We start from the raw sequence: 14,163 nt of genomic DNA on the forward strand, positions 1-14,163 counted from the left end.
TGCGGGCGTTTCGAATAAATGGCGGAGTGGACGGGACTCGAACCCGCGACCTCCGGCGTGACAGGCCAGCATTCTAACCGACTGAACTACCACTCCGCGCTGAGAAGAAAAATAATACAGACCAGGGCCGCATCGCGCAATACCTGAATCTGAATTTTTTGCATGGTGGGTGCTGAGGGTTTCGAACCCCCGACCCTCTCCGTGTAAAGGAGACGCTCTACCGCTGAGCTAAGCACCCGGGGGCGCGAATGATAGCGCAGCCCGGGACGCCGCGCCCGCGCCTCGATGCCCGCATGGCGCAACTGCACCGGCCTTCGAATTCCGATCCGCCAGGAACAAAAAAGCCCGGCAATCGCCGGGCTTTTCGATCACGCTGACGCGTGTATCAGTTGACCGCGTCCTTGAGCGCCTTGCCGGCCTTGAACGACGGGTTCTTCGACTTGGCGATCTTGATCGTTTCGCCGGTCTTCGGGTTACGGCCTTCGCGTGCGGCGCGCTCGCGCACCTGGAAAGTACCGAAGCCCACGAGGGTCACGGCATCGCCCTTCTTCAGCGCCTTGGTGATGACGCTGATGGCGGCGTCGACAGCCTTGGCGGCGTCGGCCTTGGAAAGTTCGGCAGCGTCGGCGACGGCGCTAACAAATTCGCCCTTGTTCATTCGTATGGACTCCATGTGCGGCAGAACGCCGCGGGTATGCAGATAACCGGATAGCGCCAGCGTCGCAGGCTGCTTTCCGATCGAGTGGACCGCAGGATGCGCTGGACAGCGGCAACGCGGCTGGCGTCGTTATACCAGCGGGGTTGCCGGGGCCGCAACCCTGAAAGCCAGCATTGGCGCGGCTTTCAGGGCTTCCAACCAAAATGGGAAACGAATGCGGCGTTTCGACTCAGTGCTTGATATCGAGCTGCGAAGCGGATGACTGCACGCCATCGGGCACGGGCAATTCGCCCGCAGGAATCGCCGGCGTCGGCGTCACGGGGCGTTCCAGGGCCACGTCGAGCACTTCGTCGATCCACTTAGCGGTGACGATCTTCATGCCGTCCGTCACCGCCTTGGGCAGGTCGGCGAGATCCTTCTTGTTTTCGTCGGGAATGATCACGGTATGGATGCCGCCGCGCAGCGCCGCCAGCAGCTTCTCCTTGAGGCCGCCGATCGCGAGGACCTTGCCGCGCAGGGTGATCTCGCCGGTCATGGCCACATCGGCCTTGACCGGATTCTTGGTGAGCATGGACACCAGCGCGGTCGCCATCGCGATGCCGGCACTGGGGCCATCCTTCGGCGTTGCACCTTCCGGGACGTGCACGTGGATGTCGTGCTTCTGCAGGAAATCCAGGTCGATGCCGAGCCGATCGGTGCGCGCACGCACCACCGACAACGCCGCGGACGCCGATTCCTTCATCACGTCGCCGAGCTGGCCGGTGAGCAACAGCTGGCCCTTGCCCGGCACCAGCGTCGATTCCACCTGCAGCAGGTCACCGCCCACTTCCGTCCACGCAAGGCCGGTCACCAGGCCGATCTCGTTCTGTTCCTCCGCGCGGCCGAAATCGTAACGGCGCACGCCCAGGTACTTGTCGAGGTTCTTCGAGGTGACGGTGATCGCCTTCGGCTTGCCGCCCTTCTTCGTCTTCACCGGACCGGCCAGCGCGATTTCCTTCACCACCTTGCGGCAGATCTTGGAAATCTCGCGCTCGAGGTTGCGCACGCCGGATTCGCGCGTGTAGTAGCGCACGATGTCCTGCACGGCGTCCTCGGCGATCTTGATCTCCTCGGGCTTCAATCCGTTCGCCTTGATCTGCTTGGGCAGCAGGTAGCGCATGGCGATGTTGAGCTTCTCTTCCTCGGTGTAACCGGGGATGCGGATGACTTCCATGCGGTCCAGCAGCGGACCGGGGATGTTCAAGGAATTGGAGGTCGCGACGAACATCACCTCGGACAGGTCAAGATCGACCTCGAGGTAATGGTCGTTGAATGCGGTGTTCTGCTCGGGATCGAGCACTTCCAGCAGCGCCGACGAGGGATCGCCGCGGAAGTCCATCGACATCTTGTCGATCTCGTCGAGCACGAACAGCGGGTTCTTGCTGCCGACCTTGTTGAGGTTCTGCACGATGCGGCCCGGCATCGAACCGACGTAGGTGCGTCGATGGCCGCGGATCTCCGCCTCATCGCGCACGCCGCCGAGGGACATGCGCACGAACTTGCGATTGGTGGCCTTGGCGATCGACTGGCCAAGCGAGGTCTTGCCGACGCCCGGCGGGCCGACCAGGCACAGGATCGCGCCCTTCATCTTCGCCACGCGCGATTGCACGGCGAGGTATTCGAGGATGCGTTCCTTGACCTTCTCCAGGCCGAAGTGGTCGGCGTCGAGCACGTCCTGCGCGGCCTTCAGGTCCTTGCGGATCTTGGTGCGCTTCTTCCACGGCACACCCAGCACCCAGTCGAGGTAATTGCGCACGACCGCCGCTTCGGCCGACATCGGCGACATCTGCTTGAGCTTGTTGAGCTCGTTGCGCGCCTTGGCCTCCACCGGCTTGGGCATGCCGGCTTCGGCGATCTTGCGGGTCAGTTCGTCGATGTCGTTGGGCGCATCGTCGATCTCGCCGAGCTCCTTCTGGATCGCCTTCATCTGCTCGTTGAGGTAGTACTCGCGCTGGCTCTTCTCCATCTGCGACTTCACGCGGCCGCGGATGCGCTTCTCCAGCTGCTGCACGTCGATCTCGCCGTCGACGAGGCCGACCAGTTGCTCCAGACGCGCGCCCACTGCATGCGTTTCCAGCAGTTTCTGCTTGTCGCTCAGGCGGACGCCCAGGTGCGCGGCGATGGTGTCCGCGAGGCGACCGGCTTCATCGATGCCCGACAGCGTCTGCATCAACTCCGGCGGCAGCTTGCGGTTGGTCTTCACGTACTGCTCGAACAAACCCATCAACGATCGGTTGATGGCGTCGAGTTCGCGTTCATCGCGGTCGATGACCGGGTCGACGATCTGCGCGTGCCCCGCCAGCGCGCCGTTGCTTTCGCCCACCTGGTCGACCACCACGCGCGAGACGCCTTCCACCAGCACCTTGATCGTGCCGTCGGGCAGCTTCAGCAACTGCAGCACATGCGCCAGGGTGCCGGTTTCGTACAGGTCCTTGCCGGTCGGATCGTCGGTTTCCGCCGATCGCTGCGCGACCAGCAGGATGCGCTTGTCGGACTCCATCGCGAGATCGAGCGCACGGATCGATTTGTCGCGGCCGACGAAGAGCGGGATCACCATGTGCGGGAACACGACGACGTCCCGCAACGGCAATACCGGCAGGTTCATCGTTTCGCGATCGGAAGAGACGGTCATGGCAACTCCAGGATGCAGGCGGACGCGTATTTCATGGGCGACGCCGGGTAAATCGGGCCGCATTCCGGACGGTTATGGGGCTGACCGCGAAAGGATGCAAGCGACCGTGTTCACCATTTGCCACCCAGGCAAATTAATCCATTCAAATCAAATGGTTGCGGCATTTACCCTGAACGGGTGAAAGCACGCTGCGGGCAACGAAAAGGCCTGCGAAATCGCGGCCCCGGCACTCACGGCAATCCTCGAACCGATGCAACCGCCAAACGAAAAAACCGCCGCAGAAGGCGACGGTTTTTTCGGTGCAGCTCCGGATTACTCCGCGGCGGCGATCTTGGGTGCCGCCGGCGGCGTCTGGTAGATCAGGTAGGGATCCGACTTGTGCTCGACCACCGACTCGTCGACCACGACCTTGCTGACGTTCTCCTGCGACGGCAGGTCGTACATCGTGTCGAGCAGAACGCTCTCGACGATCGTGCGCAGGCCGCGCGCGCCGGTCTTGCGCTTGAGCGCCTTCTTGGCGATGGCGGTCAGCGCGTCGGGGCGGAACTCGAGCTCCACGCCTTCCATGTCGAACAGCTTCTTGAACTGCTTGGTGATCGCGTTCTTCGGCTCGGTGAGGATGGTCACCAACGCCGCTTCGTCGAGTTCTTCCAGCGTGGCGACGACCGGCAGGCGGCCGACGAACTCGGGAATCAGGCCGAACTTGATCAGGTCTTCCGGCTCGACGTCCGCCAGCACCTTGCTGGTGTCGGTCTTGCGGGTGGTGCTCTTCACCTTGGCGCCGAAACCGATGCCACCGGCTTCGGTCGAGCGCTGCTGGATGATCTTGTCCAGGCCGGCGAATGCGCCGCCGACGATGAACAGGATGTTGCGCGTGTCGACCTGCAGGAACTCCTGCTGCGGGTGCTTGCGGCCGCCCTGCGGCGGCACCGAGGCGATGGTGCCTTCGATGAGCTTCAGCAGCGCCTGCTGCACGCCCTCGCCCGACACGTCGCGGGTGATGGACGGGTTGTCGCTCTTGCGCGAGATCTTGTCGATCTCGTCGATGTAGACGATGCCCTGCTGCGCCTTCTCGACGTCGTAGTCGCACTTCTGCAGCAGCTTCTGGATGATGTTTTCCACGTCCTCGCCGACGTAGCCGGCTTCGGTCAGCGTGGTGGCATCGGCCATGGTGAACGGCACGTTCAACAGGCGCGCCAGCGTCTCGGCCAGCAGCGTCTTGCCCGAACCGGTCGGACCGACCAGCAGGATGTTCGACTTCGCCAGTTCGACGTCGTCGTTCTTCTGCCGGCTCTCGATGCGCTTGTAGTGGTTGTACACGGCCACGGCGAGCGTCTTCTTCGCGCGCTGCTGACCGATCACGTACTGGTCGAGCACCTCGAGGATCTCGCGCGGCTTGGGCAGGTGGCTGCGGGCCGACTGCGCCTTCTCCTCGAGTTCCTCACGGATGATGTCGTTGCACAGCTCTACGCACTCGTCGCAGATGAAGACGCTGGGGCCTGCGATCAGCTTGCGTACTTCGTGCTGGCTTTTGCCGCAGAACGAGCAATAAAGGATCTTGTTGCTGTCACCGCGGCCTTGTCGTTCGTCGCTCATGCCCCTGCCTTGCGTGTTGCTGGCTGCCGGTTGGCCGGCAGCCCGAGAATACCACAGCGTTCCGGGCCGTCTGCAGCCCCGATTTCATGCTGTTTTGTGTTTGAAATCAATGAGTTCGGCCGACCTGCCATCCGTCCGTCAAGCCGTCTGGATCGAATCTTCCGGACGCCGCTCGAGCACCTGGTCGACCAAGCCGTACTCGCGGGCCGCTTCGGCGCTCTTGAAGTTGTCGCGCTCGGTGTCCCGGGCGATGGTTTCCAGGGCCTGGCCGGTATGCTTGGACAGCACTTCGTTGAGGCGCTGGCGCAGGGTCAGGATCTCGCGGGCGTGGATGTCGATGTCCGTCGCCTGGCCCTGGAAGCCGCCCAGCGGCTGGTGGATCATCACGCGCGAATTCGGCAGCGCGTAGCGCTTGCCCTTCGCACCCGACGCCAGCAGCAAAGCGCCCATCGAGGCCGCCTGGCCGACGCAGATCGTGCTCACGTCCGGCTTGATGTACTGCATGGTGTCGTAGATGGCCATGCCCGCGGTGACGATGCCGCCCGGCGAGTTGATGTACAGGCTGATGTCCTTCTCGGGGTTTTCGGCCTCGAGGAACAGCATCTGCGCCACGATCACGTTGGCGACGTGGTCGTCGATCGGTCCGACCAGGAAGATCACCCGCTCCTTCAGCAGGCGCGAATAGATGTCGTACGCGCGCTCGCCGCGGCTGGTCTGTTCGACCACCATCGGAACGAGGTTCAGGGCTCGGGTCTGGTTGTCCATCTGGAAAGGCACCTGGTGGGTCTTGGGATGTCAGCAAATTGGGGGCAATGACGCGCCAGCGCAAGTGGTCGCGCAGGCCTCGGCGGAATTGCGGAGCGCCCCCGCCACCGAACGCCGGAAACGACTCGGGCGCGGCCGGAGCCGCGCCCGAAGCTGACCCGGCGCCCGTGGCAACCGGATCGGAACGCCCGTTACTGGCGGATCGCCTCGCCGAACGACAGCGCCTGCTCGGTGTGCTGGGCGCGCTCGGCGATCCAGTCGATCACCTGCTCTTCCATCACGCGAGCCTGCAGGCCCGACATCAGCTGGGCGTCGTTGCGGTACAGCTCGATGACCTGCTGCGGCTCTTCGTAGGTCGAAGCGATCAGCTTCAGGGTCTCGGTCACGCGACGCGGGTCGAGGCGCAGCTCGTTGCGACGGGCGACTTCGCCGACGATCAGGCCGACCAGGACGCGCTTGCGGGCCGGATCCATGAAGCCGAGGTAGGCATCGGCCGGGATTTCCGGCACGTGCTGGCCCTGGCGGCGGGCCTGTTCGACCGCCTGGAAGGCCATGTTGCGGGCCTCGGCCTCGACCAGACGCGGCGGCATTTCGACGTGGGAATAGGCGGCGATCACCTGCTCACCCACCTCGCGGCGGAGGCGGGTCATCAGCGCACCCTTCAGCTCGCGCTCGAGGTTGGCACGGATGTCGGCGCGGAACTGCTCGGCATCGCCGCTCTTGATGCCGAAGCTGCGGATGAAGGGGCCATCGACTTCGGGGAGCACGGGCTCGGACACCTTGGTCGCCTTCACGTTCACCTTGACCGTGCGACCGGCGAACTGCGGCACGCGCCAGTCGGCCGGGAAGTCGACATCGACGGCCTTCTCTTCACCCGTCTTCATGCCGGCCAGGGCCGACTCGATCGCCGCGAACATGGTGCCCGAACCGAGCACGGTCGCACCGCGCTCGACGCCTTCCGCCGGCACGCGCTCGTCGCCGGCCAGCGACCAGGTTTCGATCTCGACCGCATCGCCGTCCTGGGCGGCACGCTCGACCGGATTCCAGGTGCGGCGCTGCAGGCGCAGGTTCTCGATCATCGCGTCGAGGTCGCCGTCGAGCACTTCCGCGGTGTGGCGGGTCACGTTGAGCTTGGACACATCGACGTCGCCGAAATCCGGCACGACTTCGAACGTCGCCACGTAGGCCAGTTCGTCGCCTTCCTTGGGCTCGATGCGCGGATTGCCGGCGATCTGCAGCGAGTGCTCGCGCACGGCGTTGCCGAACCCTTCGCGCAGCAGCGCGTCGATGGCTTCGGCGCGGACCTGCTGACCGAAGCGCTGTTCGATCACCTTCTGCGGCACCTTGCCCGGGCGGAAGCCCTTGATCTTGGCGCCGCGCGCGATCTCGCGCAGGCGGCCGTCCACCACGCTTTCCAGGCGATCCGCCGGAAGCGAGAAGGTGACGCGGCGTTCGAGGTTGCCCAGGGTTTCGACCGAAGCTTGCATTGCTGACGACTCCTGCAGCCCGCGCGGTCGCTTCCGCGGGGCGGTGTATGAAGGCTGGTTGACGGGTTGCTGCCGACGGAACGGCGCAAAACCGGGCCCCGGCGGAACTTGCTAGTTTCGCTGATTACGGGGCCGGGTGCCAGTTGGGCGACTTTGGATTGCGCGTGTTCAGGGCGCCGGCGGGGCCGCCCCGCGTGCCTAGCGAACCGCGGCTGCCCGCCGATTGCGGTGCTGGTGCGAAAGGAGGGACTCGAACCCTCACGGTGTTACCCGCTGGAACCTAAATCCAGTGCGTCTACCAATTCCGCCACTTTCGCATGACTGCGGATTCTAGCCGGGAGCCCAGGCTCCCCGACAAAGCAAAACGCCCGGTCTTTCGGACCGGGCGTTTCGTGTTTGGTGGGCCGTCAAGGATTCGAACCTTGGACCTATTGATTAAGAGTCAACTGCTCTACCAACTGAGCTAACGGCCCCGAACAACGGGAGCGGAATTGTAAGCAAACCGTTTCTGTTTAGCAAACCTGTTTGGCAAACGATTTCGCGAACTGGGGTGGCTGAGGGGACTCGAACCCCCGACATCTGGAATCACAATCCAGTACTCTAACCAACTGAGCTACAGCCACCATAAAGCTTGTTTTCACGGCATTTCTTGGCGCGCCCGGCGGGACTCGAACCCACAACCACCGGCTTAGAAGGCCGGTGCTCTATCCGGTTGAGCTACGGGCGCCAGATTCGCATCTTAACTGACCCGCGATTTCAACCAGCTGGAGGATGGTCGGGGCAGAGGGATTCGAACCCACGACATCCAGCTCCCAAAGCTGGCGCTCTACCAGGCTGAGCTATACCCCGAAGCCGGTACTTCCGTGCGCGCCTAACGCCGCGAAAGGCCGGCCATTCTGGGCGCACTGCACCATTGTGTCAACGACGGAACGCGTCAGCGCTTTGGGTATGCTCGCCCGACCCACCAAGGACCTTCGACATGATGCGCAGCGGCAACCCGGCTCTAAAGGAATCGACCTTCCTCGACCTCGCCAGCGGCACCGTGGTACGCGGTGCCGATTCGATGACGCTGAACGGAACGGTCAACAAGACCGGCCTGCTCCTCGTCCTGAGCGTCATCACCGCCACCTTCGCCTGGAGCCAGATCCAGTTCACTCCGGAAGGACCGGTCGGCGCCATGCCCTACCTGCTGGGCGGCGCGCTGGGCGGCCTGGTGTTCGCCTTCGCCACCGTGTTCAAGAAGGAGTGGGCGCCGGTCACCGCACCGCTGTACGCGATCGTGGAGGGCTTTTTCCTCGGCGCCATTTCGGCGATGTACAACCACCGGTACGAGGGCATCGTGCTGCAGGCGGTGCTGCTCACCTTCGGCACGCTGTTCGCGTTGCTGTTCGCCTACCGCTCCGGCCTGATCCGCGCGACCGAGAACTTCAAGCTCGGCGTGGTCGCCGCGACCGGCGGCATCGCGCTGGTCTACCTCGCCTCGATCGTGCTGGGCTTCTTCAACATCAGGATCCCGATGATCCACGAGTCGGGCATCGTCGGCATCGGCTTCAGCCTGTTCGTGGTGGTGATCGCGGCGCTGAACCTCGTGCTGGATTTCGACTTCATCGAAACCGGCGTCGAGCAGGGCGCGCCGAAGTACATGGAGTGGTACGGCGCATTCGGCCTGATGGTCACGCTGGTATGGCTGTACGTGGAATTCCTGCGCCTGCTCTCGAAGCTGCAGTCGCGCGACTGATCCACTGCAACCCCATGAAAAAAAGGGCGCCCAGGCGCCCTTTTTTTCGTCAGCCCTCCATCGCCGCCGCTACGGACCGCGGCTCGCGCACCCGCGACGGCCACAGCATGAAGCCGATCGCCACCGCCCCCAGCAACCAGGCGTAATGCACCTTGCCGGCGATCGCCAGCGGCGACACCGAACCCAGCGATGCCGCCAGCAGGATCTGCGCGCCGTACGGCAACAGGCCCTGCGTCACGCAGGCGAAGATGTCGAGCACGCTCGCCGCGCGCGCCGGCGGCACGCCGTGGTCGTTGGCGATGTCGCGCGCCAGGCTGCCGCTGATGAGGATGGCCACCGTGTTGTTGGCGGTGAATGCGTCGGTCGTCGCCGACAGCGCGGCGATGCTCACTTCCCCCGCCCGACGGCTCTTGTGGCCGCGCGCGAAACGGCCAATCGCCTGTGCCACCCAGGCCAGGCCACCGGTGGCCTTCATCAGCGCGCCCAGTCCGCCGACCAGCAGCGACAGCAGGATGATTTCGACCATGCTCTCGAAACCGTCCCAGATGTGCGCGGCGTACGAGGCCAGGCCGAAATCCGGCGCGAGGAAGGCGCCGATGACGCCCGCCAGCACCAGCCCGATCCCGAGCACGAGGATCACGTCCAGGCCGAACAGCGCCAGCGCCAGCACGACCAGGTAAGGCAGCACGAGCCAGGGCGACGCCGGCTCCATCGGCTGCACCGGCGCGGTGTCGCCCACGAATCCAAGCACCACGAGCGTCAACACGGCCGCCGGCAGCGCCAGCTTCAGGTTCTCGCGGAACTTGTCGCGCATCGAGCAGCCCAGTGTCCGGCTGGCCACGATCGCCGTATCGGAAATCACCGACAGGTTGTCACCGAACGTCGCGCCGCCGATCACCGCACCGAGCACCAGCGCGCGATCCAGTCCCGAGGCATCCGACACCCCCAGGGCGATCGGCGCCACCGCGGCGATGGTGCCCATCGAGGTGCCCAGCGACAGCGAAATGAAGCCCGCGACGACGAACAGCGCCGGCAGCAGCAAGGCGGGATGCACGTTGCCGATGCCCAGCGCGACGATCGCATCGACCGCGCCGATCGCCTTGGACACTTCGACGAAGCCGCCGGCCAGCAGGAAGATCAGGCACATCAGCACGACGTTGTGGTCGCCCATGCCCTGCAGCAGGGTTTCGAGCGGACGCAGCTTGCGGCGCCAGGCGATGAACGCGGCCAGCGCCAGCGCCGGCAGGATCGCGACCGGCGCCCGCAGCTGGTAGAAGCCCATCGCCTCGCCGTGCAGGGTGAAGTACATGCCCGCACCGAAGAACAGCGCCAGGAACAGCAGCAGCGGGGTCAATGCCAGCGCACTGGGGCGTACGACCGCGGGGGCGGGTGATTGTTCCATCTTTTTATCCGGATGAAAGAATATATCGCCACATTTTGCAGTGCAGCAAACGCCCTGTCGAGCACTTCCCGCGGGAAACAGCGGGGCTTGCCGTGCAACAGCGGCGCCGGCCGGCCAAAACAAACGGGGCGCCCATGGGCGCCCCGTTCAGGCAACCGGCGATGTGGGCTTACACGCGGCCGGCGATCGCCTTGGCGAAGCTCATGGTGTTGCCCTCGCCGCCCAGGTCGGGGGTCAGCGAATCCTTGGCTTCCAGCGTGGCGACGATGGCCGCGCGCAGGCGCTCGGCCTTCTCGGTCATGCCCAGGTGGTCGAGCATCTGCGCCGCGCCCAGCAGCAGTGCGCAGGGATTGGCGATGCCCTTGCCGGCAATGTCCGGCGCCGAGCCGTGCACGGCCTCGAAGATCGCCGCGTCGGTGCCGATGTTGGCCCCCGGGGCCAGGCCCAGGCCACCGACCAGGCCGGCGCACAGGTCGGAAATGATGTCGCCGAACAGGTTCGTCGTGACGATGACGTCGAACTGCTCCGGCTTCATCACCAGCTGCATGCAGGTGTTGTCGACGATCATCTCGTTGCACTGGATATCGGGGTATTCCATCGCCACCGCGCGCGCGGTCTTGAGGAACAGGCCCGAGGTCGACTTCAGGATGTTGGCCTTGTGCACCACGGTGACCTTCTTGCGGCCGGTCTTGCGGGCCAGTTCGAAGGCGTAGCGCACGATGCGCTCGGAGCCGCGGCGGGTGGTCTTGGTGACCGAAGTGGCGGTTTCGCCGTCTTCCGACAACGCCTGGCCCTCGGCGCTGTACGCGCCTTCGGTGTTCTCGCGCACCGTGATCAGGTCGACGCCGGTCGGGAAGCGCGACTTGGTGTTCGGGAACGACTTGGCCGGACGCACGTTGGCGTACAGGTCGAAGCGCTTGCGCAGCTCGACGTTGATCGAGGAGAAACCCTCGCCCACCGGCGTGGTCAGCGGCGACTTCAGCGCGATGCGGTTCTTGCGGATCGAATCCATGGTCGCGGCGGGCAGCAGCTCGCCGTGCTTTTCAAGCGCGACCAGGCCGGCGTCGGCGAATTCGTACTGCAGGCCCAGATCCATCGAATCGAGCACGTGCAGGGTGGCGTCCATGATTTCCGGGCCGATGCCGTCGCCGCGGATAACCGTGATTGTTGTCGTCATTGGGGATTCCAGACAGGCCGACGCCACGCGGGAAGGCGTGGCGCCGTTGGGGGCTTAGAACCTGCAATTATGGCAGATGCGGGGTCGGACCGTACGCCCGCGCACCTTCAACCATGGTCGTGGGCGACCGGCGCGCCGGCATCGCCGGATTCGAGCTGGTCGAGGAAATCCACTGCCCGCCGCAGGTGCGGGATGACGATGGAGCCGCCGACCACCAGTCCGACCGAGAACGCCTCGAACATCTCGTCGCGGTTGACCCCGGCCTCGCGGCACTGGGCGACGTGGTAGCTGATGCAGTCGTCGCAACGCAGCACCAGCGAGGCAACCAGGCCCAGCAGTTCCTTGGTCTTCACATCCAGCGCGCCGGCCTGGTAGGTCTGGGTGTCCAGCGCGAAGAAACGGCGCACGACCTGGTTGGGTTCGGCGAGGATGCGTTCGTTCATGCGCTTGCGGAACGCAGTGAACGTAGCCACTCCGCTTTCGCTCTGCGCGACGCGGTCCTTCTCGCTGTCGCCGGCGCTCATGCCGCACCCGCCAGCAGCGGTTCGAAGCCACCGGCGCGATGCAGCGCCATCATGTCGTCGTAACCGCCGACATGGACATCGCCGACGAAGATCTGCGGCACGCTGGTACGGCGCGTGAGCGCGACCATCTTTTCGCGCTCGGCCGGATCGGTGTCGACGCGGACCTCGCTCCACGCAAGGCCCTTGCTCTTGAGGAAATTCTTGGCTGCCACGCAGTAAGGGCAGACTGCGGTGCTGTAGATGACAATACGGGGGGCGTCGCTCAAGACCGGCTCCTGGAAACTTGCGAAAATTCTGCTGGTCGAAATATGGGACCAGGCCCGCGGGTTTTCCACCCTGCCCACGGAACAGTGACTTGCGTGCGGCCCCGGCCCGGCATTAAGCCGATTAACCCATGATTCACACCGCCCTGCCCTCCGGCCCGCATCCTCGCAGGACGGTTGAACCGAGGAACACCATTTGCGCCGCATCGCCCTGCTCTCCGCTGCTCTCGTCTTCGCCCTGGGCTCGATGTGCGCAGGCGCGCAGGAATCGCGCCTGCCCGACATCGGCTCCTCGGCCGGGGAACTGCTGACGCCGCGCAAGCAGCAGGAATACGGCAGCATGATGCTGGCGCAGCTGCGCCATTACGACTACACGCTGGAAGATCCGCTGATCGCCAGCTGGCTCGACACGCTGGGCACGCGGCTCGCGGCGAACAGCGACAAGCCGCAGCAGCCGTTCACCTTCTTCATGCTGCGCGAACGGCAGATCAACGCGTTCGCGACGCTGGGTGGCTACGTCGGTGTCAACTCGGGCCTGGTGCTGGCCGCCGAGCGCGAGGACGAAGTGGCCGCCGTCCTGTCGCACGAGATCGCGCACGTCACCCAGCAGCACGTGCTGCGCGGCGTCGAACGCGCGCAGCGCGACAGCATCCCGATCCTGCTCGCCATGCTCGGCGCGGTCGTCGCCGCGCAGGCGGCCGGCGGGAATTCTTCCGACGATGCCATCCAGGCCGCGATCGTCGGCGCCCAGGGCCTGATGTACCAGCGCCAGATCGACTACACCCGCTCCAACGAATCGGAGGCCGACCGCATCGGCATCCAGACGCTCTCGCGCAGCCACTACGACACGGCGGCGATGGCGGGTTTCTTCGGCACGCTCAATTCGCGTTCGCGCGCGAACCGCGCGGGGTATTACGGCGAAACGCCCGGCTACCTGATGACTCATCCGGTCACCACCACGCGCATCGCCGAAGCCAAGGACCTGGCGGCGAAGATCGCGCGCGCCCCGGCACGCTTCGATGCCGGCCTAGGCGGCGACAACCCGCTGCTTCCCGGCGGCTTCAAGCCGAACTCGGCGACGCTCAGCGGCGGCACCGGCCAGTTCGATTACGCCCGCGAACGCATGCGGGTCCTGAGCGCGGACTCGCCCAGCGAGGCGATCCGCGAATACGAGCGCCTGGCCAAGGCCAAGCCGCTCACCGACGCGCAGCGCTACGGCCTGGCCGTCGCCCGGCTGCGCGCCAACCAGGGCGCGGCGGCGGCGACCGCGCTGGCGGAGCTCCTCGACCGGCGTCCGGGCGACCTGTGGCTCACGCTTGCCCTGGGCGAAGCCGAGGCGCGGGCCGGCAAGGCGGATGCATCCGATGCCCGCTTCGAAGCGATCCTGCGCACGATGCCGCAGAACCGGCCAACCGCGCTGACCTATGCGCGCGTGTTGGCGGAACGCAACACCGTCGCCGCCGGCAAGCGCGCGCAGGCGGTGCTGCGGCCGCTGCTGGGGCAGTCGGCCGAGGATCCGGAATTCCAGGAGGTCTTCGCCCGCGCCAGCGAGATCGCGGGCGATCCGGTGCGGGCCGGCGAAGCCTATGCCGAAGCCGCCTACCTGAACGGCCGGGCCGAGGCCGCGCTGGTGCAGCTCAATACCCTCAAGCGCCGCAACGATCTCGATTACTACGCCCGTGCCCGCATCGATGCGCGCATCGCGGCGATCACGCCGACGGTGCTGGAACTGAAGCGCCAGGGCATCGAGGACGAGGACCTGAAACGGCGGTAATGCAGCAGCGACGACAGCCTTGCAACGAGCGTTTCACGCAAACCGTACGGTGTCACGGAGTCGTCACAAAACGGTAGTGTACTGGTGCGGCGTCAGGCTTCCCGCCTG

Annotated in this window: 11 protein-coding genes and 7 tRNA genes; 2 read left to right on the forward strand and 16 right to left on the reverse strand. The window is 65.3% G+C overall.

Going from position 1 to position 14,163, the window contains the following annotated elements:
* Positions 1-19: 19 nt before the first annotated feature.
* The 12 genes from H8B22_RS02050 to H8B22_RS02105 form a co-directional block, all read right to left on the reverse strand.
* Positions 20-96 (reverse strand) — tRNA-Asp (locus H8B22_RS02050).
* Between the two features lie 67 nt (positions 97-163).
* Positions 164-238 (reverse strand) — tRNA-Val (locus tag H8B22_RS02055).
* A 147-nt stretch (positions 239-385) separates the two neighbouring features.
* On the reverse strand, positions 386-658 hold the full coding sequence (locus H8B22_RS02060; RefSeq protein WP_187712483.1) for an HU family DNA-binding protein: 273 nt from the start codon (positions 656-658) through the stop codon (positions 386-388).
* A 229-nt stretch (positions 659-887) separates the two neighbouring features.
* Entirely contained in the window at positions 888-3,329 is a 2,442-nt protein-coding gene (gene lon, locus H8B22_RS02065; RefSeq protein WP_187712484.1) for an endopeptidase La, read from the reverse strand.
* A 312-nt stretch (positions 3,330-3,641) separates the two neighbouring features.
* Positions 3,642-4,925 (reverse strand): ATP-dependent Clp protease ATP-binding subunit ClpX, encoded by a 1,284-nt coding sequence (gene clpX, locus H8B22_RS02070; RefSeq protein ID WP_187712485.1) that lies wholly within the window; start codon positions 4,923-4,925, stop codon positions 3,642-3,644.
* 138 nt (positions 4,926-5,063) lie between these two features.
* Positions 5,064-5,690 (reverse strand): ATP-dependent Clp endopeptidase proteolytic subunit ClpP, encoded by a 627-nt coding sequence (gene clpP / locus H8B22_RS02075; protein WP_187712486.1) that lies wholly within the window; start codon positions 5,688-5,690, stop codon positions 5,064-5,066.
* Positions 5,691-5,881: 191 nt separating this feature from the next.
* Positions 5,882-7,177 carry a trigger factor gene (gene tig / locus H8B22_RS02080; protein WP_187712487.1) on the reverse strand — a complete coding sequence of 432 codons (1,296 nt, stop codon included), beginning with the start codon at positions 7,175-7,177 and terminating at the stop codon, positions 5,882-5,884.
* 232 nt (positions 7,178-7,409) lie between these two features.
* Positions 7,410-7,494: transfer RNA gene (locus H8B22_RS02085), tRNA-Leu, on the reverse strand.
* Between the two features lie 80 nt (positions 7,495-7,574).
* Positions 7,575-7,650: transfer RNA gene (locus tag H8B22_RS02090), tRNA-Lys, on the reverse strand.
* Between the two features lie 73 nt (positions 7,651-7,723).
* Positions 7,724-7,800 (reverse strand) — tRNA-His (locus H8B22_RS02095).
* 27 nt (positions 7,801-7,827) lie between these two features.
* Positions 7,828-7,904, reverse strand: a tRNA-Arg gene (locus H8B22_RS02100).
* Positions 7,905-7,949: 45 nt separating this feature from the next.
* Positions 7,950-8,026: transfer RNA gene (locus tag H8B22_RS02105), tRNA-Pro, on the reverse strand.
* Between the two features lie 133 nt (positions 8,027-8,159).
* Here H8B22_RS02105 and H8B22_RS02110 point away from each other — a divergent pair.
* Positions 8,160-8,915 carry a Bax inhibitor-1/YccA family protein gene (locus H8B22_RS02110; RefSeq protein WP_187713490.1) on the forward strand — a complete coding sequence of 252 codons (756 nt, stop codon included), beginning with the start codon at positions 8,160-8,162 and terminating at the stop codon, positions 8,913-8,915.
* A 49-nt stretch (positions 8,916-8,964) separates the two neighbouring features.
* Here the strand turns inward: H8B22_RS02110 and H8B22_RS02115 are convergent, their stop codons facing one another.
* The 4 genes from H8B22_RS02115 to grxC all read right to left on the reverse strand — a co-directional run bounded on the left by H8B22_RS02115 (position 8,965) and on the right by grxC (position 12,311).
* Positions 8,965-10,317 carry a Na+/H+ antiporter NhaC family protein gene (locus tag H8B22_RS02115; protein ID WP_187712488.1) on the reverse strand — a complete coding sequence of 451 codons (1,353 nt, stop codon included), beginning with the start codon at positions 10,315-10,317 and terminating at the stop codon, positions 8,965-8,967.
* A 169-nt stretch (positions 10,318-10,486) separates the two neighbouring features.
* A complete protein-coding gene (locus H8B22_RS02120) occupies positions 10,487-11,494 on the reverse strand; it encodes an isocitrate dehydrogenase (RefSeq protein ID WP_187712489.1) in 1,008 nt (335 codons plus the stop codon).
* Positions 11,495-11,601: 107 nt separating this feature from the next.
* On the reverse strand, positions 11,602-12,018 hold the full coding sequence (locus tag H8B22_RS02125; protein ID WP_187712490.1) for a carboxymuconolactone decarboxylase family protein: 417 nt from the start codon (positions 12,016-12,018) through the stop codon (positions 11,602-11,604).
* On the reverse strand, positions 12,015-12,311 hold the full coding sequence (gene grxC, locus H8B22_RS02130; protein ID WP_187713491.1) for a glutaredoxin 3: 297 nt from the start codon (positions 12,309-12,311) through the stop codon (positions 12,015-12,017). Before grxC ends, H8B22_RS02125 begins: the two co-directional genes overlap by 4 nt.
* A 217-nt stretch (positions 12,312-12,528) precedes the next feature.
* Here grxC and H8B22_RS02135 point away from each other — a divergent pair, with 217 nt between their 5' ends.
* Entirely contained in the window at positions 12,529-14,055 is a 1,527-nt protein-coding gene (locus H8B22_RS02135; protein ID WP_187713492.1) for a M48 family metalloprotease, read from the forward strand.
* Positions 14,056-14,163: the final 108 nt, after the last annotated feature.

This window comes from Lysobacter terrestris, from assembly GCF_014489475.1.
GTDB classification, from domain to species: Bacteria; Pseudomonadota; Gammaproteobacteria; order Xanthomonadales; family Xanthomonadaceae; genus Agrilutibacter; species Agrilutibacter terrestris.